We start from the raw sequence: 19,740 nt of genomic DNA, 5'->3' as shown, positions 1-19,740 counted from the left end.
CCGCGGACGCTGCTCCCAACAGAAAAGGATTCGCGAGACACGCGATTTCGCGTCTCGCTCGAGAGTACCCGGCAGGTGGCGCGGCCATCTCGTCGGATGAGGAGCACACCAGCGATGGTGGATGACAACCCGAATAACGAAGCCGGACCCGAAAAAGCCCCCAAGGCACGACGCTGGCGACCTCTGAAGTCGAAGAAGGTCGAGGAGCCGGTGGCGGACGCGCCGGCGACCGAACCTGTCGCGGCGCAGACACCCGCCGCTGAGGTGCCAGCCGCTGCGGCGCCCGCGGCACCGGAGCCCATCGCGGAGCCCGCGACGGCGCCCGCTGCGGAGAAGTCGACCGCGGCGAAGAAGCCGCGTGCCGAGAAGCCGCCGGTCGACCAGCCGGTCGCCGAAGAGTCAACGTCGACGGAGCCCGCAGCCGGGGCCTCGACGCCGCGGAAGCGTCCTGCCAAGAAGGCATCCGGCACCGGGGCGTCTGCGGCGAAGTCGGGCGCGGCGGCGAAGGACTCCGCCGAGTCGGCCGCGCGTCCCGCGGTCGCGCCGACGACGGCGCTGCTGTTCCAGGCACCCGATCTGCCTCCGATGCCGGAGCGGCCCGCCGCGGCGGAGGAGCCGACCGCGGAGACCTCGCGTCGCCGTTCGCGTCGTCGCTCGAGCGACGCGCCGCGCGATGGCGACGACGCTCCTGGCACGACCGTGCGGGTGCGTCAGCCGCGCCCGAAGGAGGAGATCACCGAGCCGCAGCGGGTCAAGGGCTCCACGCGCCTCGAGGCGAAGAAGCAGCGCCGCCGCGACGGTCGCGACGCGGGCCGTCGCCGCCCCGTCGTCACCGAGGCCGAGTTCCTCGCTCGACGCGAGAGCGTCGACCGCGTGATGGTGGTGCGCAGCAAGTACGGGCGCATCCAGATCGGCGTCCTCGAAGACGGCGTGCTGGTCGAGCACTACGTGGCGCGGGCGCAGGACGCGAGCCTGATCGGCAACGTGTACCTCGGTCGTGTGCAGAACGTGCTGCCGAGCATGGAGGCGGCCTTCGTCGACATCGGTCGCGGACGCAACGCCGTGCTGTACTCCGGCGAGGTCGACTGGGAGGCCGCCGCGGCCGCCTCGGCGGCCGAGGGCGAGCCCGCGCCGAAGAACCAGGCCCGCCGCATCGAGCTGGCGCTCAAGCCCGGCGATCGCGTGCTGGTCCAGGTCACCAAGGATCCGGTGGGCCACAAGGGCGCCCGTCTCACGAGCCAGGTGAGCCTTCCGGGCCGCTTCCTCGTGTACGTCCCCGGTGGGTCGATGAACGGGATCTCGCGGAAGCTCCCCGACACCGAGCGCGCGCGGCTGAAGAAGATCCTCAAGGAGGTCCTCCCGGACGACGCGGGCGTCATCGTGCGCACCGCCGCGGAGGGCGCCACCGAGGAGCAGCTCACGCTCGACGTGCAGCGGCTCACCGCGCAGTGGGCGCACATCGCGAAGACGGTCGAGTCGGGCAACGCCCCGCAGCTCCTGCACAGCGAGCCCGATCTGCTGATCAAGATCGTGCGCGACGTGTTCAACGAGGACTTCCAGAAGCTCGTCGTCGAAGGCGATGACGCGATGGAGACCATCTCCGTCTACCTGGGCGCGGTCGCGCCCGACCTGATGGGACGCCTGGAGCGCTACACGGGCGAGGTCGACTCGTTCGATCACTACCGCATCGCGGAGCAGATCGAGAAGGCGCTCGAGCGCAAGGTCTGGCTGCCGTCGGGCGGCTCGCTCGTCATGGACCGCACCGAGGCGATGACGGTGATCAACGTCAACACCGGCAAGTTCGTCGGCTCCGGCGGAAACCTCGAAGAGACGGTCACGAAGAACAACCTCGAAGCGGCCGAGGAGATCGTGCGTCAGCTTCGCCTGCGCGACATCGGCGGCATCATCGTGGTCGACTTCATCGACATGGTGCTCGAATCCAACCGCGACCTCGTGCTGCGCCGCATGATCGAGTGCCTGAGCCGTGACCGCACGAAGCACCAGGTCGCCGAGGTCACCTCGCTGGGTCTGGTGCAGATGACGCGCAAGAAGCTGGGCCTCGGTCTCGTCGAGTCGTTCAGCGAGGCGTGCGACACCTGCGCCGGGCGCGGCATCGTCGTGCACCACGAGCCGGTGTTCAAGCACCGCGGCGGCGGCAACGACTCGTCGTCGCAGGGCGGCTCGAACTCGGGCGGCTCGTCGCGCCGCCGTGGCGGTCGCGGAGGCTCCGGCAACTCGGGCGGAAGCACCGCACCGAAGCAGAGCAGCGGTTCCAGCGGAACGCACGCGCTGACCGAGGATGTGCGCAACGCGATCGCGCAGGTCGCGAAGAGCACCGTCGCGCACGATCACGAGCACGAGACGAAGCCCGCCTCGGGGGAGACGACGTCGGCGCCGTCGATCACCAAGATCGAGCAGGCCGCCGAGGCCGCGGCCAACGCCGCCGTCAAGGTTCTCGACCTGCCGATCGAGAAGTCGCAGCGCTCGGGACGCCGGATGGATCCGCACGCCGCGGAGGAGATCCTGGGTTCGGTGCTCGAGGCTCTTCCCGAGCCGCCGGCACCCGGCGCGGGTCGTGCGCGCCGCTCGCGTCGCGCCTCGTCGAAGGGCGAGGTCGTGACCCCGAAGGACGGTCCCGCGAACTGATTTCGCGAGCGGTGGGGCTCACGTTCGGTGAGCCCCACCGCTTCTGCGGTCAGGCCGCGCCGCGCGCCGGGTAGTTCTGGTCCTGGGCCCAGCGAACGCCGGAGATGATGTCGTCGACCGCGGGCCGCGAGAACGGCATGCTGGCGACCGAGCTCCAGTAGACCGTCCCGTCGGCGTCGAGCAGGAACGCTCCCGGCTCGTTGAAGCGCGCCGGCTCGCTCTCCTTGATCGCGTCGGAGATGAACAGGCCCCACGAGCGCGCGTCGGCCTCACTCAGGCTGTGCGCCACCGGCAGTGCGCCGGTGCGCCACGTCTCCACGGTGGTGGCGGCGCGCTCGGCGTCGTTCATGCTGACGGCGACGACGCGGCCGACGCCGGCCTCGCGGAGGTCGTCGAGCCGACGATCCAGCTCGGCGAGCTGGCGGCGGCACGCGGGGCAGTGCAGTCCGCGGTAGAACACGACGAGCGAGAAGCGCCCGTCGGCGCCGGTTCCGAGTTCGAGGTCGTCGGTCGTGCGTCCGTCGACGAGGGGCAGGGACAGGCGAGGAGCGGGAGCTCCGGGAATCAACGTCATGCTGGTCCCAACGCGCAGCTGGCGGCGAGCATTCCGGCCCACCGGAGTCAATGCGGCATCCACTCTCGCGCCCGTCCGCCGCGCCGAGCAGTTCCCCGGTCGCGTGCTGGCAGAATGTGCGAATGCCGTCCCGCCTCCGAGTCGACTCGCGACCCGATCCGGCGGCCGTTCCGCGGAGCCGCCGCGGGGTGCTCCTCGCCGTGGCGCTGGGGCTCGTGATCGCGCTCGTGGTGGCGCGCATCGTGACGGCCGGGTGGGTGCCGGAGGGTGTGCTTCCCGATCAGGTCCAGGACCTGGTCACGCTGGCGACGAGCCTGCTCGTCGAGTCGCTGCCGTTCGTGGTGCTCGGCATCGCCCTGTCGGTGGTGGTTCGGGTGTGGCTCCCGGAGGGGCTGATCGTCCGCGTCCTGCCCCGCACGCCGGTGCTGCGCCGGGCGGCCCTCTCGCTCGTGGGCATGTTCCTGCCGGTCTGCGAGTGCGGCAACGTGCCGCTGGCTCGCGGCTTCGTGGTGCGCGGGCTGACCGTCGGCGAGTCGATGACGTTCCTGTTCGCGGCCCCGATCATCAACCCGATCACCATCGTGACGACGCATCAGGCGTTCGGCTTCGATGACGGCATCCTCGTCGCGCGGCTGCTGGGCGGCTTCCTGATCGCCAACCTGCTCGGCTGGCTGTTCAGTCGGCACCCTGACCCGTCGTCGCTGCTGACGTCGCGGTTCAACGCCGAGTGCGCGACGGCTGAGGGCGCGGCGACGTCGCGTTGGTCCGCGAGCGTGGATCTGTTCGTCCGCGAGTCGGCGACGCTCCTGCCGGCACTCACCGTCGGCGCGGTCGTCGCGGGCGCCGTGCAGACGGTCGTCCCGCGCTCCGTGCTCATCGCGCTCGGCTCCGACCCGCTCTGGTCGGTGCTGGCGCTCATGGCGCTCGCTTTGGTGATCTCGGTGTGCTCGAATGTGGATGCGTTCTTCATCCTGCCGTTCGCCAGCACCTTCATGCCGGGGTCGATCGTCGCCTTCCTGATCTTCGGCGCGCTCGTCGACATCAAGATGCTCGCGCTGCTGCGCACGACGTTCACCGTGCGCACCCTGCTGATCGTGACCGGCATCGTGGCGCTGGCGAGTGCCGCCATCGGGTGGGGGGTCGACCTTGTGGTCTGAACTGCAGAAGCTTCGCGGCGTGCTGATCGTGCTCGTGGTCGCGGTGCTGACCGTGTGGCTCGCCGCCACCGGGCAGCTCGCCCTCTACATCCATCCGCGCTACGACGCCTTCACGATCGCCATGGCCTCGGTCGCGATCGTGGGATGCGTCGCCGCGCTGGCCGCGGCACTCCACCGGCGTCGCACCGCGCGCGCGCCCGTCCAGCCCGATCCGGAGCACCGGCTTCAGCTGCCGCTGCTGGCCGACCACCACGGCCACGACCACGACCACGACGAGTCGGCGGCACCCGACTCGCGATTCACACGACTCGCGGGCGTGCTCGCCATCGTGGTCAGCGCGGGTCTCGCCCTCGCCATGATCGTGCTGCCGCCGGCCACGCTGTCGAGCGCCACGGCCATCCAGCGCGACATCACCGCCCAGACCGGATCGCTCGATCCCGAGGCGGATGCGGCCGCGGTCGCCGAGGCGCAGGCCGCTCCCGATGAGCTGTTCGCCGGCTTCACGGTGCGGGAGTGGGCGACGCTGCTGCGGCAGACCTCCGACCCGACGTTCTACGACGGCAAGCCCGTCGACGTGGTGGGCTTCATCACGGCCATCCCCGATCAGCCGGACGCGTTCTACGTCTCCCGCTTCGCGATCACCTGCTGCGCGGTCGACGCGCAGACCCTTCGGGGTCCCTGTGGTGCTGCCCGGGTGGCAGGCGCAGTTCAGCGCCGACGACTGGGTGCGGGTGACCGGCGAGTTCGTGGCGAGCGGATCGCTCGATGTCGGCGCGATCGTCCTCGACCCTGCGGAGGTGACCGGCGTCGATGAGCCTGACCAGCCGTATCTCTTCTGACTGGCGTCGTCGCCAGGCGCTGCGCGGCTATCGGATTCGCGTCATCGCCGTGTTCGCCGTGCTCTCGCTCGCGGCGGTGACGCTCGCGGCCCTGGCGAGCACGCAGGGACCGCGCGTCCAGTCGGCCCTCGTCGATCCGACTGCGCTCATCACCGCGCCGGGCGGAGTGGCCGAGCTCGTCTTCACGCGGCCGATCGCGCCGGTCGCCGAGGCCGACGTGCAGATCGAGCCCGCGGTGCCCTTCACGCTCGACGTCTCGGGGTCCACCCTCGTGCTGCGCTTCTCGACGGCGCTCCGCGCGGCGACCGATTACCGGGTCGTCATCGATTCGGTGCAGGGGGCGACCGGGGGAGCGCGCGGGGCCGCCGAGGCGAGCTTCCGCACGGCGGCGCTGACGGTCGACACGCTCACCACCTCCTCCGACGGGCAGCCGGTACCGGTGGTGAGCACGGAGCTCGGCGCGGGGAGCGGGCAGTCGCTGGTGGAGGGAGCCGGGATCCGGGAGTTCGTCCGCTTCGATGAGGTGGTCGCCCTGGTTCAGGATCTCGACCGTGAGCGCAGCACCCTCACCCTTCACGAGATGAGCGGTGCCGGCGTCCAGGAGTTCGTGCTGCCCGAGGACGGACGCATCGAGCAGCTCGGCCGCGTCGACACGGCACTGCTGTTCACGCTCAGCAGCGCGGACGCGGATCCGCTTCCGAACTTCGATTCCACCCTGCTGCGCAGCGACCTGGCCGGAGACCCGATCCCGACGGCCGTGCTCGGACTCGACGGGGAGCCGATCGCGACCCGCGCCTGGTTCCCGATCCCGAACACCGCCGAGATCCTGATCGCGGCGCGCGACGGCTCGGTGCTGCGCGGCGACCCCTCGGGTCTCACCCCCTTCGTGCCGCTCGGCAGCTACGTCAACGTCTACGGGCTCACGCCGGAGGGGACGGGATTCGTCGCCTCGGACGCGTTCGGCCCGGTCCTCGTCGACCTCGCCTCGGGGTCGTCCTCGCGCCTCACCGCCTCGCTCATCGACGGGGTCGAGCCGTACGTCGGCGCGGTCGCCATGGTCGATGCGGAGCGCCGGGTCGCGAAGGTCGCCATTCCCGATGCCGACGGCGGATTCGCGACCGGACTCGCGCTCGACGACGGCTCGACCTCGACGCTCATCGACCTGGGTGCTTCGGCGAGTTCGATCGCCGACTTCCGCGTCTCGCCCGCGGGACAGTACCTGTTCGTCGTGCTCGACCAGGGCGCCGCGGGGGAGTTGACCACCGGTCCGACGCTCGTCGTCGATCTGGACACCCTCACGGTGCTCGAGACGCTTCCGGGCATCGACCCGCAGTGGTGACGGGGCCCTGAGGGGCGCCTCAGCGGCGCCGGGCCCGCTCGGCCTTCTCGCGCTGCGTCACGCGCAGCCCGGCCTCCTGGAGCCGACGCAGCAGTTCGCGGCCGGTCACCGGTTCGGCGCCCTGCGCCACCAGCGCGTCCCAACGCTCGCGCGGCACGTCGTAGTGGTCGTGGTCGAAGCCGCGGGCGGGGATTCCCGCCTCGGCGGCGAAGGTGTGAAGCTCGTCGAGCGATGCGTCGCTCACGAGGTGCGCCCAGACCGTGCCGTGGGCCGGCCAGATAGGCTCGTCAATCAGCACGGTCATCTGGAGATCATAGGCGCGAGGGTGGACGCGATGTCGGGAAACGGGATGTCAGAGTCGATGCGGCGGGCGCTGCGGCGGCGCGGTGCGCTGCAGGCTCTTCTCGTGGCGGCCGGGGTGTTCGCCGCGCTTCTCGCGCAGGGCGTCGCGCTGGGCTTCATCGGCTCCCTCTCGCTGGTCGGGCTGCCCGGGCAGACGGGCGATTCGCTCGTGTACCTGTGGACCGGCCAGCTTCAGGGCTCGGTCTTCGGGACGCTGCCGCTCTCGATCGGCGTGTTCTTCGCGCTGTGGCAGCTCGCGCCGATCGTTCCGGAGCTGCGACTGGCGCACGTGCTCACGCGCGGAGCCCTGGCCACCGCGATCGGCATGCTGCTCATCATCGCGGTCGTCGTGATCTGGGAGGTCGCCGGGGCCCTGGTGGGGGCGACGTTCTTCGCCAACTCGTTCCCCGACCTCGCCGGCGCGTTCCGCGGCGCGTGGATCGCGATTCTGCAGGGCGTGACCGGCGCATTCCGGACCTTCGTGCTCGATGTTCCGATCGTGCTGCTGGCTGTCGTCCTGCTCTGGGGATGGCAGCAGCGACACCCGCCTCGACATGAACTCGGCGGCGCCCTCGATGACGTCTAGAATCGACGTGAGCGACACGGCCAGCCGCGTTTGACCGGATGGCCTTCTCTCGGGTATCGTTGCTCCTTGGTGTCCGCCGCCGTTGGCGTCGCGTTCGACACCGAGACTTCCCTCATACGTAAGGATTTTCCGTGGTTTACGCAGTTGTGCGCGCCGGTGGGCGGCAGGAGAAGGTCGAGGTCGGCTCGATCGTCGTCCTGGACCGTGTTCAGGCCGACAAGAACGGCAACATCGAGCTGGCGCCGGTGCTCTTGGTCGACGGTGACACCATCACCCACGACGCCAAGGCGCTCGCCAAGGTGAAGGTCACGGCCGAGGTCGTCGCCGACCTGCGCGGCCCGAAGATCACGATCCAGAAGTTCAAGAACAAGACCGGCTACAAGAAGCGCCAGGGCTTCCGTGCGGACCTCACGCGCGTGAAGATCACCGGGATCAAGTAAGGGCTGCAGGAATGGCACACAAAAAGGGCGCATCGTCCACCCGTAACGGACGCGACTCGAACCCCCAGTACCTCGGCGTGAAGCGCTTCGGCGGCCAGGTCGTCAAGGCTGGCGAGATCCTCGTCCGCCAGCGCGGCACGCACTTCCACCCCGGCGCCGGCGTCGGTCGCGGTGGCGACGACACGCTGTTCGCGCTTGAGGCGGGCTCCGTGCAGTTCGGCACCAAGGGCGGCCGCAAGGTCGTCAACATCGTCCCGGCGGCGTAACCCGCCCGACGACTCAATTCTCGACCAGGGCGGGCTTCGGCCCGCCCTTTTCGTTTGCTCACAACCCGAGACCAGAGGAGGCAGCGATGACGACGTTCGTCGACCGCGTCACGCTCCACCTGCGCGCCGGCCACGGCGGCAACGGCTGCGTCTCGGTGCGCCGTGAGAAGTTCAAGCCGCTCGCCGGCCCGGATGGCGGCAACGGCGGCAACGGCGGCGACATCGTGCTCGTCTCCGACCCCCAGGTGACGACGCTGCTGAGCTACCACCGCGGCCCGCACCGCTCCAGCGGCAACGGCGGTCCCGGCATGGGCGACCACCGATCCGGCTACCAGGGGGCCCCGCTCGAGCTGCCCGTTCCCGTCGGCACCGTCGTCTACTCCGCCGACGGCGAGCAGATCGCCGACCTGGACGAGCCCGGGATGCGCCTCATCGTGGCGCCCGGCGGGCAGGGCGGCCTCGGCAACGCCGCGCTCGCCAACACGAAGCGCAAGGCCCCCGGCTTCGCCCTGCTCGGAACGCCCGGCTGGGAGGGCGACGCCGTCCTCGAGCTGAAGACCGTCGCCGACGTCGCGCTGGTCGGCTACCCGAGCGCCGGCAAGTCGAGCCTCATCGCGGCGCTCAGCGCCGCCAAGCCGAAGATCGCGGACTACCCGTTCACGACCCTCCACCCGAACCTGGGCGTCGTCGAGGCGGGCGAGTTTCGCTACACGATCGCCGACGTTCCGGGTCTCATCGAGGGGGCGAGCGAGGGCAAGGGGCTCGGCCTCGAGTTCCTGCGTCACGTGGAGCGCTGCACCGCGCTGCTGCACGTGCTCGACTGCGGAACCCTGGAGCCGGGTCGCGACCCGCTCACCGACCTCGACATCATCCTGGGCGAACTCGCCGCGTATCCGGTGCCCGAGGGCCAGGTGCCGCTCCTGGAGCGCGCCCAGATCATCGCGCTCAACAAGATCGACGTGCCCGACGCCCGCGAGCTCGCCGAGTTCGTGCGCCCGCAGCTCGAGGAGCGCGGGTACCGCGTCTTCGAGGTCTCGGCGGTGAGCCGCGAGGGCCTGCGCGAGCTGTCATTCGCGCTGGCCGAGCTGGTGGAGGCCGACCGCGCCGCCAAGGCCGCGGCCGCCATCGCGAAGCCCCGCCTGGTGATGCGTCCGCGCGCTGTCAACGAGGCCGACTTCCGCATCGCCGTCGAGGGCGGCACCGAGACGATCTACCGCGTTCTCGGCGCCAAGCCGGAGCGTTGGGTCGCCCAGACCGACTTCGAGAACGACGAAGCGGTGGGCTACCTCGCCGATCGCCTGGCCAAGCTGGGTGTCGAGGACGCCCTCTTCGCCCACGGCGCCACCCCCGGCTCGGCGGTGGTGATCGGCGCGAACAGCTCGCGCGTGTTCGACTGGGAGCCGACGCTCACCTCGGCCGCCGAGCTGATGACGAGCCCGCGCGGAACCGACGCGCGACTCGACGAGAACCGACGCCTGACGCGCAACGAGCGTCGCGAGGCGTACTTCGAGCGCATGGATGCCAAGGCCGCCGCCCGCGCCGAGCTCGAGGCCGAGCGCGCGGCGGGCGTCTGGACCGAGCAGTGGGAATCCGACCACGAAGACGGCGAGGAAGCGGAGGAGCGGTGACGGGACCGCACGCGAGCGTGCTGGGCGCGAAGCGCATTGTTGTCAAGGTCGGCTCGTCGTCGATCAGCGGCGCCAATGCCGCGCAGATCACACCGCTGGTCGACGCCCTCGCGGCCGCGCACGGCCGCGGATGCGAGATCGTCCTCGTCTCCTCGGGCGCGATCGCGACCGGCATCCCCTTCCTCGAGCTGGATTCGCGACCCAACGACCTGGCGACGCAGCAGGCCGCGGCTGCGGTGGGGCAGAACGTGCTCATGTGGCGCTACCAGACCAGCCTCGACCGGTTCCCGATCATCGCCGGGCAGGTGCTCCTGACCGCCGGCGACCTCGACCACCCGACGCCGCGCGGCAACGCGCAGCGGGCGATGGAGCGTCTGCTGGATCTGCGCATCCTGCCGATCGTCAACGAGAACGACACGGTGGCGACGCACGAGATCCGCTTCGGTGACAACGACCGGCTCGCCGCGCTCGTCGCCGAGCTGATCGACGCCGACCTGCTGGTGCTGCTGAGCGACGTCGACGCCCTCTACACGCGACCCCCGCACGAGCCGGGCGCCCGTCCGATCCCGTTCGTCGCGCACAGCGACGACCTTGCGGGCGTCGAACTCGGCGATATCGGCGCCGCAGGAGTCGGGACCGGGGGAGCGGGGACGAAGATCGCCGCCGCCAAGCTCGCCGCATCGAGCGGGACTCCCGTGCTGCTGACCTCGACCAGCCGGGTCGGCGAGGCGCTCTCCGGCGTCGAGCTCGGCACCTGGTTCGAGGCGACCCCGCGCCCCTGAGCGCGCACCCCCGGCAGCACCCGGGCCGCGCGCAGTATTCTCGAGGCATGTCCGAGACGCTCACCGCCGCCCGTTCGCTCGAAGAGAAGCTGGTCGCCGCGCGGACGGCCTCCCGGGCGCTCGCCACCGCATCGACGGCCGAGAAGGACGCCGGACTTCTCGCGATCGCGCGGGCCGTCGAGGAGAACGCCGCGCGCATTCTGCCGGCGAACGAGCTGGACCTCGCGAACGGGCGCGAGAACGGACTCAGCGTCGGACTGCAGGACCGCCTGCGTCTCGACGAAGCGCGTCTGGCCGGACTCGCGACCGCGGTGCGTGACATCGTCGCCCTGCCCGACCCGGTCGGCGGCGTGGTGCGCGGATCGAATCTGCCGAACGGCCTCAAGCTCAGCCAGGTGCGCGTGCCGTTCGGGGTGATCGGCGCGATCTACGAGGCCCGCCCCAACGTCACGATCGACATCGCGGCGCTCGCGCTGAAGAGCGGCAACGCGGTCGTCCTGCGCGGCGGGAGCGCCGCCGAGAACACCAACCGGGTTCTGGTCGAGCTGCTGCAGGAAGCCCTCGCCAGCACGGGCCTGCCCGCCGACGCAGTGCAGACGATCGACGAGTTCGGGCGGGCGGGAGCCGCCGAGCTGATGCAGGCGCGCGGGTTCGTCAACGTGCTGATTCCGCGCGGCAGCGCGCAGCTCATCGAGACGGTCGTGAGCGAGTCGACGGTGCCGGTCATCGAGACCGGGGCCGGAATCGTCCACATGTTCCTCGATCAGGGTGCCGACGAGCAGATGGCGGTCGACCTCGCGGTGAACGCCAAGGTGCACCGCCCGAGCGTGTGCAACGCGCTCGAGACGCTGCTGGTCGATGCGCGGGACGCCGAGCGGCTGCTCCCGCCCGTGCTCGCCGCGATGCGCGAACAGGGCGTGACGATCCACGCCGACGATCGCGCTCGGGCGATCTTCGCCGATTCGGTGCCGGCCACCGACGAGGATTTCGCGACCGAGCACATGAGTCTCGACCTCTCGGTCGCGGTCGTCGACGACCTCGACGCCGCGCTGGAGCACATCCGCCGATTCTCGACGCATCACACCGAGTCGATCGTGACCAACGACATCGCGCGCGCCGAACGGTTCCTCGCCGAAGCGGACTCCGCGGTCGTCATGGTGAACGCCTCGACGCGCTTCACCGACGGCGGCGAGTTCGGCTTCGGCGCGGAGGTGGGGATCTCGACGCAGAAGCTGCATGCCCGCGGCCCCATGGGTCTGCCCGAGCTGACGAGCACCAAATGGATCGTGCGCGGCGCGGGTCAGGTGCGCGGCTGAAGGTCGCAGATCGATAGACTGACGACACGCCGTCGGGAGAGGACCCCATGCTGTACACCCTGTTGACCGAGACCGAGCACGAGCTTGCGCCGATCATCATGCACCCGTTCGCGTTTGCGGGGATCACGGCCGCGATCTTCATCGTCCTGGGTCTGGTCACCTGGAGCTACCGCGACGTGTCGAACCGTCACAGCCACAAGACCGACTCGGCTCCCGCCGACCACGGCCACCACTAGGCCTGACCTCTGTCGATCGTGCCGACCCCGACTGCCGACCGCGCGGGTGCGCCGGTGCGGCTGGGGGTCATGGGCGGCACCTTCGATCCCATCCATCACGGCCACCTGGTCGCCGCGAGCGAGGTCGCATCGCGCTTCGACCTCGACGAGGTCGTGTTCGTGCCCACAGGGCAGCCGTGGATGAAGGCGGACGTCTCGCCCGCCGAGCACCGCTACCTGATGACGGTCATCGCGACCGCGTCGAATCCGCGCTTCACGGTGAGCCGGGTCGACATCGACCGCGCCGGCCCCACCTACACGATCGACACTCTGCGCGACCTTCGCGCGGCGCGTCCCGAGGCGGAGCTGTTCTTCATCTCGGGCGCCGATGCGGTCGCGCAGATCCTGGAGTGGAAGGACGAAGCCGAACTCTGGGAACTTGCCCACTTTGTGGCGGTATCTCGCCCAGGACACCGCCTGAACGTTCGCGGATTGCCGAAGCAGGGCGTAAGCTCCCTTGAAGTGCCCGCGCTGGCGATCTCTTCGACCGACTGCCGGGCGCGTGTGGACCGGGGGGACCCGGTCTGGTACTTGGTCCCTGACGGTGTCGTGCAGTACATCTCCAAGTATCAGCTCTACCGGAGTTCGACATGACGACCTATCACGAGCCGCCGCTGCAATCGCGGCGTGCGGCGAGGGAGAGCGAGCGGGCGGAACGCCCCCCTCTCCCGCTTGTCGACCCCACGATCAGCGTGCCGCCGCTCGTGACGCCGCAGCCCGCGCCGGGTGCGGAAACACCACAGCCGGCACCGCAGTCTCGCGCCGAGGCTCGGGCGCGTCTCGCCGAGCAGCAGCGTGCGGAGCAGCAGCGGGCGGTCCCGCCGCAGGCACCGCCGCCGGCAGCAGCGCCGCAGCAGGCAGCCCCGCCGCAGGCGGTCCCGCAGCCCGCAGAGCAGCGCCCGGCCGAGCAGTCGACCGACGCGCCGGCTGCTGCGCTCCCCGAACCGTGGTCTCCGGCGGCACAGACGCCGAATCCCGTCGCCCCGGCGGCCTTCGCACCGCAGCAGTCCCGTCCGGCGGCCTTCGCGCCCGTCGAGCGCCCGCGCGTCGACGAGCCGCGCGCCGACGAGATCGATCCCGTCGAGCACACGCTCACCCGCCGCGAGCTCCGCGCCCTGCGCGAGCAGCAGGGGGCCGCCGCGCCCTCGCAGCAGCCGCAGCTGGGTGATCGCACCGCCAGCTACGCCGAACTCGACGCGCTCGTCGCCGACCGCCGAGCGGCCGCCGCCCCGCCGCCGCTCGTCGAGCCGCCGACCCCGCACGGTCGCCGTTCCGCCGAACCCGCCGCCGAGGCTCCGCCGGCAGCAGCGGCTCCGCTGGCAGCGGCAGCTCCGCCGGCAGCAGCTCCGCCGATGCCCGACTTCGTGGCGCCTCGGCGCGCCGAGGAGTCCCGTGTCGAGGCACCGAGCTCTCACGAACCTCCGGTGGCGCCGACACCCTGGATTCCCGCGCCGCCGCAGCCCGCGCCGACGGCGGCAACGCCTCCTCCGGCGGACGAGCAGCCGTCGGCTGCGCCGGTGCAACCCGCGCCCGTCGAGCCCGCACTGCCGGCCGAGCACATCGCCGCACCGCTGGCCGAGCCCGTTGCAGCGCCGTTCCCCGAGCGCACCATCGAGCGCACGCTGCCCGCGCCGGCACCGCGTGCCGAGCCGATGAGCTCGGGCGAGATCGCGACCGCGTCGAGTCGCGTGGGGCACTGGAGCACTCAGGCCGAGCTCGACGACAGTGAGCAGTCGGGGGCCAGCGGCGGTGGTCGCGGCGTCGGCGGCTACAGCCCGCTCACGACGAGCGCCCTGATCCTTCCTCCCGCCATGGACACCGGTCTCGGCGGTGCGATCTCCGACACCGGCGAGGTCTTCATCACCGGCTCGGTTCAGCTGCCGCGCAGCTACGCCTCCCACGGTGCGTATCCCGAGCAGCTTGAGTCGGCCGACCTCGACCATCTGCTGGACCCGAACGACCACCAGGTCACCATGACCGACTCGCAGCCCGTGCGGGCGATGCGCGCGGTCAGCACGCACACCGCGACCAGCACGGTCATGGCTGCGCAGCGCCCGCCGAGCAACCGCGGGCTCACCATTCTGATCATCGCTGCGGCCACCATGGCCGCGCTCGTCGGGACGATCTTCGTCGTCGCCATTGCCTCCGGGCAGCTGTGACGCACGCTCGACCCCGCATCACTCCCCGAAGGAACTCGTGACCGCCACTGAACGCGCCCGTGAACTGCTCGACATCGCCGCTGCGGCGGCCGATTCGAAACAAGCGGTCGACCTTGTGGCGCTCGACGTCTCGGGGCCGCTCCCGCTGACCGACGTCTTCCTCATCGCGAGCGGGCGCAACGAGCGCAACGTCATCGCCATCGCGGGCGAGATCGAAGACAAGCTGATCGAGCACGGCGTCAAGCCGCTGCGTCGCGAGGGTCGTGCCGAGGGTCGCTGGATCCTGCTCGACTTCGGCGACATCGTGGTGCACGTCTTCCACGAAGAAGACCGGATGTACTACTCGCTGGAGCGTCTGTGGAAGGACTGCCCCGTCATCCCGCTCACCGACCGCGAAGAAGCCACGGGCGCAGCGCCCGCGTGACGAACGGCAGCGCCAGGTAGGTCATCACCGGCGTGACGAGCACGACGGCGAGGAACACGCGCGCCCACAGGTCCCAGTCCGGGATCAGCCAGCCGAGCAGCGCGTTCGAGCCGAGGCTCAGCGGGTAGAAGACCAGGAAGATTGACACCATCTGCTTCCAGCGCGGGGGAGTCGGCTGCGGTGCGGGAAGAACCTCGACGCTCGCCGGCTCGTCGAACCAGCCTTCGATGCCGGTGCGGAGCTCCTGTCGGCCGTCCTCGACGATTCCCTGCGCGGAGGCGGCCCACCAGGCGCGCTCGGAGGAGCGCTGCCAGGTCTCCAGGCTCTCGGCATCCGCGAATCGGAAGAGCATGTGCCAGATCGGGCTCGTCGGATCGGGGCGCACCCATCCGGAGCCCAGATACCCGGGGCTTGCCGCGAGAAGGTCCTGGCCGGCGCGCGCCCACGCGGTGGCCTCCTTCTCCCGTTCGGGGTCGACACGGCGGGTGATCGAGATGGTGACGGGTTCGCTCATGGTCCTCCCAGTCTGCCCTCTGCAGAGCGCAGGAGCCGACGCGTTCGGCGACGGCTCCAGGATGTAGTAATCTAGACGGGTTGCTCTCCGGAGCAGTCAGGGTCTGTGGCGCAGCTGGTAGCGCACCTGCATGGCATGCAGGGGGTCAGGGGTTCGAGTCCCCTCAGATCCACTTCACGCGGGAGTTTCCGCGTCTTCTTCTCAACGGGATTCCTCCGCCTGGCGCGCTCGTGTGTGCGCCTTTCAGTCGCGATCTGATGCCCGAGGCGCCGACGGCTGCTTGAACTCGGGCGTGATCTGACGGATCACCTCGGTGATTCGCGCAATGTCGGCCGGATCGACCGCGTCGAGGACCCGTGAGCGCGCACTGGCTAGGTGGCTCGGCCACGCCTTCTGGAGGCGCTCGCGGCCGATGTCCGTCAGCACGACGTCGAATCCGCGACCGTCGGCAGCGGAGCGTCGGCGGTCGACGTACCCCTGCGCTTCGAGCCGCTTCACGGTGCGTGTCGCGCCGCCCTCGGTCATGCAGAGCGCGTCGGCCAGCTCGCCCATGCGCAGTCTGTCGTCGTGGGCCTCTGCGAGGTAGGTGAGCGCGAAGTAGTCCGTCAACGAGATCTGCTGATCGCGCATGAGGTCGGCATCGAGTGCGCGCGGAAGCGCCGTGACGAGCCGGGAGAGCGCGCGCATCAGCGCGACTTCCTGCCGGGTGAGGGTGAGTCGATGTGGCGCCATGATCCGATTGTACTTGACAGGTCAAGAAACTCACCTATAGTTACTTGAGTAGTCAAGGACATTGCGGATCGCGCAGATCTGCGCCCCTCCACGAAAGGCACGACAATGCAGGCAACCTCGAATCGGAACGCGGTGGTGTCAGGAGCCGCCAGCGGACTCGGCGAAGACATCTCCGCCGCCCTGGTGGCCGAGGGCTACCGGGTCTTCGGCACGACACTCGACGAGGATTCGGCGGGGGAGCGCGACGGCGTCGTGCTGTCCAAGGTCAATGTCTCGGATCCGGCGGCCGTGCGCGCCTGGGCGGCCGACGTCGCCGCGGCCACCGGCGGGTCGGTCGACCTGCTCATCAGCAACGCCGGCATCCTCACCCCGGGGCCGCTCGAGGTCATCCCGTTCGAGGACATCGTGCGCGAGTTCGAGGTGAACACCTTCGGCCCCCTCCACCTGGTCAACGCCTTCCTCCCGCAGCTCCGCGAAGCGCAGGGGCGCATCGTGCAGATCAGCTCGATCTCCGCCGTGTATCCCGTGCCGTTCAACGCGCCCTCCGCGGCGTCCAAGGCGGCCGCCGAGGCGCTGCTGATCGCCTACCGCGCCGAACTGTCCGGCATGGGAATCAACGTCACGATCATCCAGGCGGGAAGCATGCTCACCGGCGGTCCCGCCAAGTCCGCCGCAGCCCTCAGCGCCGTCGCCGAGGCCTTCACTCCCGAGCAGCGCGCACTGTACGGCGAGTCCTTCGCCCGCTTCACCGCTCGCTTCAATGGCGTCCAGGGGCTCGGAATGCCCTCCGCCGACGCCGCCCGGCAGGTCGTGGCGATTGCCCAGCAGCAGCCGGCACCCTCGGCGGCCCCGCTCGGCGACGACGCGGTCGCCGTGCTCGAGAGCGTTCGGACCTCCACGCCGGAGCAGCTCGACGCGTCCCGACTCGCCTTCATCTGACCCAACCCAACCCGCAACACCCAACCCAAGGAGAGAAACCATGATCGAGATCTTCGACCCCGCCGACGCCCGCGCCGTTCGCAACAAGGACAACCTGCTCGCGTTCTACAAGCGCGCCATCGACGACAAGCAGCCGATCGAGGCGGCCCGCGACCTCATCGCGGAGGACTACATCCAGCACAACCCCCAGCTTCCCGACGGCGCTGCGGGGCTCGGGATGGCCTTCAACGCCATCGCTCAGACCCGTGCCAACGCGCGCGTCGTCGTGCACCGCATCATCGCCTCGGGCGACTGGGTGTGGGCGCACGTCAACTTCCTGGGCCTCTACAACGACGACGCCGACGACCTCGGGGTCGCGGGCGTCGACATCTGGAAGATGAACGCCGACGGCATCGCGGTCGAGCACTGGGACACCCTGCAGCCCATCACGGCGGCCGTGAGTCCCGTCAACGGCCACGGAATGTTCTAAGCCCACTTCTCGCACCACGGAAGGACCCGCACATGCCCGATTACGGACACGATCTGCGCTTCGGCACGTTCATCACGCCGAGCAACTCCAACCCTCAGGCACCTGTCGCTCTGGCGCAGCTGTCCGAGCAGCTCGGCTTCGACCTCGCGACGTTCCAGGACCACCCCTATCAGGCGGCCTTCCTGGACGCGTGGACGCTGATGAGCTGGGTCGCAGCGCGGACGGACCGGATCCACATCGCGGGCAACGTCCTCAACCTTCCGCTGCGGCCCCCCGCCGTGCTGGCGCGCGCCGCCATCAGCCTCGACCTGCTGTCGGGGGGCCGCCTCGAACTCGGGCTGGGCGCCGGCGCCTTCTGGGACGCCGTCGCCAGCCTGGGGGTGCCCAAGCTCACCCCGGGTCAGAGCGTGACCGCGCTCAGCGAGGGCATCGACGTGATCCGGGGCATCTGGGATACCGAGAACCGCAGCCCCCTGCACCTGAACGGCGACCACTACTCCGTTCACGGGGCGAAGCGGGGGCCGCAGGCGGCGCACCGGATTCCGATCGTGCTCGGCGCCTTGAAGCCTCGCATGCTCAAGATGATCGGCACGAAAGCGGACGGCTGGCTTCCCTCGCTCGCGTACCTGCAGCCGGGGGACTTCGGCCGCGGCAACGAGGTCATCGACGCCGCGGCCGACGCCGCCGGACGGCGACCCGACGAGATCCGGCGTTGGGCCAACATCAACGGGGTGTTCTCCTCCGGGGCGGGATTCCTGCAGGGCAGCCCGCCGCAGTGGGCGGAGCAGCTCGCCGAACTCGCCCTGACCGACGGCCTGTCGACGATGGTGCTCGCCTCCGACGACCCGCGCATGATGCAGGTCTTCGCGGAGGAGGTCATCCCGGCCGTTCGCGAGACGGTGGCGACGGAGCGGGCCCGGCGCGGGACCGCTCCCGCTCCCGGCCGCTCGGCCGCGGCCCTGTCGCGCCGTGCCCCCGGGATCGACTACGACGCCATCCCCGCATCCCTTCGCCCTCGAGTGATCGAACCGGGCGACTTCGGCTACGCAGCCGTCAAGTCCACCTACATGCGCGGAGGACAGCCCGGCGCCGTGATCCAGGCCACGACCGCCGAGGAGGTCTCGGAGGCGATCGCGTTCGCGACCACGCAGGATGTGCCGCTCGGGATTCGCAGCGGCGGCCACGGCATCAGCGGGCGGTCGACCAATGACGGCGGCATCGTCATCGACCTGTCGCGCATGAACAGCATCGAGATCGTGGACGAAGCGGAGCGCCTCGTCCGGATCGGACCGGGCGCGCGCTGGCAGGACGTCGCGGCGAAGCTCGCCGAGCACGGCTGGGCGCTCACCTCCGGAGACTACGGCGGTGTCGGGGTCGGCGGTTTGGCGACCGCCGGCGGTGTGGGGTTCTTCGCCCGTGAGCACGGCCTGACGATCGACCACATCGAGTCCGTCAATGTCGTCACCGCGACCGGAGAGCGCGTGACGGCCAGCCGTGACGAGAACGCCGACCTGTTCTGGGCCATGCGCGGAGCCGGCGCGAACTTCGGGATCGCCACGTCGTTCCTGTTCCGCGTCGCCGAGGTCGGAGAGATCGGCTTCGCGATGCTGAGCTACGCCGTCGACGACGTGCCCGCGTTCCTCAGCGCGTGGGGCGAACTGGTGGAGCGCTCACCCCGTGAGGTGACCAGCTCGCTGCACTTCGGCAGCCCCCGCGGCGGCGTTCAGCAGGGCATGGCGGTGATCGTGGTCGATTCGGATGACACGACCCACGTGAGCGACATCCTCCAGGAATTCGCCAGCCTCGCCCCGATGATCGACGCCAAGGCGCACATGACGACCTACGACGTCGTGATCGCCAACGCGGCCGACGCGCCGCACCAGGGGAGCGGCGAGCCTGTGTCGCGCTCCGCACTGGTGGAGCACATCACGCCCGAACTCGCCCGCGCTGCGGCGCGACTGCTGGCGAGCGGCGGAAGCTCCTTCCTTCAGTTCCGCGCGGTCGGCGGAGCCGTCAGCGATGTCGCCGACGACGCGACGGCGTACGCGCACCGATCGGCCGCGTTCGCGGTCGCCGCGTTCGGGGCCTCGGACGCCACCATCGATCCGGGTTGGGCCGACATCCGAGCGGAGTCGATCGGCGCCTACCTGAGCTTCGAATCGGGAATGGCCGAGGCGCGCATCAACGATGCGTTCCCGCCGGCGACCCTGGAGCGACTGCGCGAGATCAAGGGCACGTGGGATCCCACCAACGTGTTCCGCGACAACTTCAACATCTGACCGGGCCGAGGAGCGTCCGAGGGGCGAGTCCCCT

Annotated in this window: 21 protein-coding genes and 1 tRNA gene; 18 read left to right on the top strand and 4 right to left on the bottom strand. The window is 70.4% G+C overall.

Translation table 11 applies throughout. The features are described from left to right. Positions 1-114 precede the first annotated feature (114 nt). Positions 115-2,646: an Rne/Rng family ribonuclease gene (locus AC0L6Y_RS07015; RefSeq protein ID WP_473550022.1), complete on the top strand. Its 2,532-nt coding sequence runs from the start codon at positions 115-117 to the stop codon at positions 2,644-2,646. 49 nt (positions 2,647-2,695) lie between these two features. Here the strand turns inward: AC0L6Y_RS07015 and AC0L6Y_RS07010 are convergent, their stop codons facing one another. Next, a complete protein-coding gene (locus AC0L6Y_RS07010) occupies positions 2,696-3,220 on the bottom strand; it encodes a redoxin domain-containing protein (RefSeq protein ID WP_473550020.1) in 525 nt (174 codons plus the stop codon). Positions 3,221-3,342: 122 nt separating this feature from the next. Here AC0L6Y_RS07010 and AC0L6Y_RS07005 point away from each other — a divergent pair, with 122 nt between their 5' ends. Genes AC0L6Y_RS07005 through AC0L6Y_RS06995 form a run of 3 tightly spaced genes read left to right on the top strand, consistent with a single transcriptional unit; the run spans position 3,343 to position 6,555 of the window. Next, positions 3,343-4,377, top strand: a complete 1,035-nt coding sequence (locus AC0L6Y_RS07005) for a permease (protein ID WP_473550016.1) — start codon at positions 3,343-3,345, stop codon at positions 4,375-4,377. Continuing rightward, entirely contained in the window at positions 4,367-5,191 is an 825-nt protein-coding gene (locus tag AC0L6Y_RS07000) for a TIGR03943 family putative permease subunit (RefSeq protein WP_473550012.1), read from the top strand. The genes AC0L6Y_RS07005 and AC0L6Y_RS07000 overlap by 11 nt, the downstream gene beginning before the upstream one ends. After that, on the top strand, positions 5,188-6,555 hold the full coding sequence (locus AC0L6Y_RS06995; RefSeq protein ID WP_473550009.1) for a hypothetical protein: 1,368 nt from the start codon (positions 5,188-5,190) through the stop codon (positions 6,553-6,555). The genes AC0L6Y_RS07000 and AC0L6Y_RS06995 overlap by 4 nt, the downstream gene beginning before the upstream one ends. Before the next feature lie 19 nt (positions 6,556-6,574). On the opposite strand, the gene AC0L6Y_RS06990 is transcribed toward AC0L6Y_RS06995, so the two are convergent. Continuing rightward, positions 6,575-6,859, bottom strand: coding sequence for a DUF4031 domain-containing protein (locus AC0L6Y_RS06990; protein WP_473550006.1), 285 nt, complete (start codon positions 6,857-6,859; stop codon positions 6,575-6,577). A gap of 45 nt (positions 6,860-6,904) precedes the next feature. On the opposite strand from AC0L6Y_RS06990, the gene AC0L6Y_RS06985 reads away from it, so the two are divergent. The 10 genes from AC0L6Y_RS06985 (at position 6,905) to rsfS (ending at position 14,773) form a co-directional block, all read left to right on the top strand. Then, positions 6,905-7,483, top strand: coding sequence for a hypothetical protein (locus AC0L6Y_RS06985; protein ID WP_473550003.1), 579 nt, complete (start codon positions 6,905-6,907; stop codon positions 7,481-7,483). A 131-nt stretch (positions 7,484-7,614) separates the two neighbouring features. After that, positions 7,615-7,923: a 50S ribosomal protein L21 gene (gene rplU, locus AC0L6Y_RS06980; RefSeq protein WP_294179961.1), complete on the top strand. Its 309-nt coding sequence runs from the start codon at positions 7,615-7,617 to the stop codon at positions 7,921-7,923. Positions 7,924-7,934: 11 nt separating this feature from the next. Further along, positions 7,935-8,189, top strand: a complete 255-nt coding sequence (gene rpmA / locus AC0L6Y_RS06975) for a 50S ribosomal protein L27 (protein WP_294179962.1) — start codon at positions 7,935-7,937, stop codon at positions 8,187-8,189. Between the two features lie 86 nt (positions 8,190-8,275). After that, the gene (gene obgE, locus AC0L6Y_RS06970; protein WP_473550000.1) at positions 8,276-9,817 is read left to right on the top strand and encodes a GTPase ObgE; all 1,542 of its coding nucleotides are present in this window, start codon (positions 8,276-8,278) and stop codon (positions 9,815-9,817) included. Next, positions 9,814-10,599, top strand: coding sequence for a glutamate 5-kinase (proB, locus tag AC0L6Y_RS06965; protein WP_473549997.1), 786 nt, complete (start codon positions 9,814-9,816; stop codon positions 10,597-10,599). The genes obgE and proB overlap by 4 nt, the downstream gene beginning before the upstream one ends. A 47-nt stretch (positions 10,600-10,646) precedes the next feature. Further along, positions 10,647-11,915 carry a glutamate-5-semialdehyde dehydrogenase gene (locus AC0L6Y_RS06960; protein ID WP_473549993.1) on the top strand — a complete coding sequence of 423 codons (1,269 nt, stop codon included), beginning with the start codon at positions 10,647-10,649 and terminating at the stop codon, positions 11,913-11,915. A gap of 47 nt (positions 11,916-11,962) precedes the next feature. Then, a complete protein-coding gene (locus AC0L6Y_RS06955; protein ID WP_473549990.1) occupies positions 11,963-12,151 on the top strand; it encodes a hypothetical protein in 189 nt (62 codons plus the stop codon). A 69-nt stretch (positions 12,152-12,220) separates the two neighbouring features. Further along, positions 12,221-12,784: a nicotinate-nucleotide adenylyltransferase gene (gene nadD / locus AC0L6Y_RS06950; RefSeq protein ID WP_473558348.1), complete on the top strand. Its 564-nt coding sequence runs from the start codon at positions 12,221-12,223 to the stop codon at positions 12,782-12,784. Continuing rightward, the gene (locus tag AC0L6Y_RS06945; RefSeq protein WP_473549987.1) at positions 12,781-14,349 is read left to right on the top strand and encodes a DNA polymerase III subunit gamma/tau domain-containing protein; all 1,569 of its coding nucleotides are present in this window, start codon (positions 12,781-12,783) and stop codon (positions 14,347-14,349) included. The genes nadD and AC0L6Y_RS06945 overlap by 4 nt, the downstream gene beginning before the upstream one ends. 37 nt (positions 14,350-14,386) lie before the next feature. Continuing rightward, positions 14,387-14,773 (top strand): ribosome silencing factor, encoded by a 387-nt coding sequence (gene rsfS, locus AC0L6Y_RS06940; protein ID WP_473549984.1) that lies wholly within the window; start codon positions 14,387-14,389, stop codon positions 14,771-14,773. On the opposite strand, the gene AC0L6Y_RS06935 is transcribed toward rsfS, so the two are convergent. Next, on the bottom strand, positions 14,733-15,287 hold the full coding sequence (locus AC0L6Y_RS06935; protein ID WP_473549981.1) for an antibiotic biosynthesis monooxygenase: 555 nt from the start codon (positions 15,285-15,287) through the stop codon (positions 14,733-14,735). The two genes, rsfS and AC0L6Y_RS06935, sit on opposite strands and share 41 nt — an antisense overlap. Before the next feature lie 99 nt (positions 15,288-15,386). Here AC0L6Y_RS06935 and AC0L6Y_RS06930 point away from each other — a divergent pair. Then, positions 15,387-15,459 (top strand) — tRNA-Ala (locus tag AC0L6Y_RS06930). A gap of 71 nt (positions 15,460-15,530) precedes the next feature. Here the strand turns inward: AC0L6Y_RS06930 and AC0L6Y_RS06925 are convergent. Then, positions 15,531-16,019: a MarR family winged helix-turn-helix transcriptional regulator gene (locus tag AC0L6Y_RS06925; RefSeq protein WP_473549978.1), complete on the bottom strand. Its 489-nt coding sequence runs from the start codon at positions 16,017-16,019 to the stop codon at positions 15,531-15,533. A 132-nt stretch (positions 16,020-16,151) separates the two neighbouring features. On the opposite strand from AC0L6Y_RS06925, the gene AC0L6Y_RS06920 reads away from it, so the two are divergent. Genes AC0L6Y_RS06920 through AC0L6Y_RS06910 form a run of 3 tightly spaced genes read left to right on the top strand, consistent with a single transcriptional unit; the run spans position 16,152 to position 19,706 of the window. Further along, positions 16,152-16,958, top strand: coding sequence for an SDR family NAD(P)-dependent oxidoreductase (locus AC0L6Y_RS06920; protein WP_473549975.1), 807 nt, complete (start codon positions 16,152-16,154; stop codon positions 16,956-16,958). Between the two features lie 40 nt (positions 16,959-16,998). Continuing rightward, a complete protein-coding gene (locus tag AC0L6Y_RS06915) occupies positions 16,999-17,427 on the top strand; it encodes a nuclear transport factor 2 family protein (RefSeq protein ID WP_473549972.1) in 429 nt (142 codons plus the stop codon). Positions 17,428-17,459: 32 nt separating this feature from the next. Continuing rightward, positions 17,460-19,706, top strand: a complete 2,247-nt coding sequence (locus AC0L6Y_RS06910; RefSeq protein WP_473549970.1) for an LLM class flavin-dependent oxidoreductase — start codon at positions 17,460-17,462, stop codon at positions 19,704-19,706. Positions 19,707-19,740: the final 34 nt, after the last annotated feature.

This window comes from Pseudolysinimonas sp. 10J20-29 (assembly GCF_055809595.1).
This window is presented reverse-complemented; position numbering and strand designations above follow the sequence as displayed.

Excerpts from the sequence above, each read along its gene's own strand:
- AC0L6Y_RS07015 (WP_473550022.1), top strand. The coding sequence starts at position 115 with ATGGTGGATGACAACCCGAATAACGAAGCCGGACCCGAAAAAGCCCCC.
- AC0L6Y_RS07010 (WP_473550020.1), bottom strand. The coding sequence starts at position 3,220 with ATGACGTTGATTCCCGGAGCTCCCGCTCCTCGCCTGTCCCTGCCCCTC.
- AC0L6Y_RS07005 (WP_473550016.1), top strand. The coding sequence starts at position 3,343 with ATGCCGTCCCGCCTCCGAGTCGACTCGCGACCCGATCCGGCGGCCGTT.
- AC0L6Y_RS06995 (WP_473550009.1), top strand. The coding sequence starts at position 5,188 with ATGAGCCTGACCAGCCGTATCTCTTCTGACTGGCGTCGTCGCCAGGCG.
- AC0L6Y_RS06990 (WP_473550006.1), bottom strand. The coding sequence starts at position 6,859 with ATGACCGTGCTGATTGACGAGCCTATCTGGCCGGCCCACGGCACGGTC.
- AC0L6Y_RS06985 (WP_473550003.1), top strand. The coding sequence starts at position 6,905 with ATGTCAGAGTCGATGCGGCGGGCGCTGCGGCGGCGCGGTGCGCTGCAG.
- rpmA (WP_294179962.1), top strand. The coding sequence starts at position 7,935 with ATGGCACACAAAAAGGGCGCATCGTCCACCCGTAACGGACGCGACTCG.
- obgE (WP_473550000.1), top strand. The coding sequence starts at position 8,276 with ATGACGACGTTCGTCGACCGCGTCACGCTCCACCTGCGCGCCGGCCAC.
- AC0L6Y_RS06960 (WP_473549993.1), top strand. The coding sequence starts at position 10,647 with ATGTCCGAGACGCTCACCGCCGCCCGTTCGCTCGAAGAGAAGCTGGTC.
- AC0L6Y_RS06955 (WP_473549990.1), top strand. The coding sequence starts at position 11,963 with ATGCTGTACACCCTGTTGACCGAGACCGAGCACGAGCTTGCGCCGATC.
- nadD (WP_473558348.1), top strand. The coding sequence starts at position 12,221 with ATGGGCGGCACCTTCGATCCCATCCATCACGGCCACCTGGTCGCCGCG.
- AC0L6Y_RS06945 (WP_473549987.1), top strand. The coding sequence starts at position 12,781 with ATGACGACCTATCACGAGCCGCCGCTGCAATCGCGGCGTGCGGCGAGG.
- AC0L6Y_RS06935 (WP_473549981.1), bottom strand. The coding sequence starts at position 15,287 with ATGAGCGAACCCGTCACCATCTCGATCACCCGCCGTGTCGACCCCGAA.
- AC0L6Y_RS06925 (WP_473549978.1), bottom strand. The coding sequence starts at position 16,019 with ATGGCGCCACATCGACTCACCCTCACCCGGCAGGAAGTCGCGCTGATG.
- AC0L6Y_RS06915 (WP_473549972.1), top strand. The coding sequence starts at position 16,999 with ATGATCGAGATCTTCGACCCCGCCGACGCCCGCGCCGTTCGCAACAAG.
- AC0L6Y_RS06910 (WP_473549970.1), top strand. The coding sequence starts at position 17,460 with ATGCCCGATTACGGACACGATCTGCGCTTCGGCACGTTCATCACGCCG.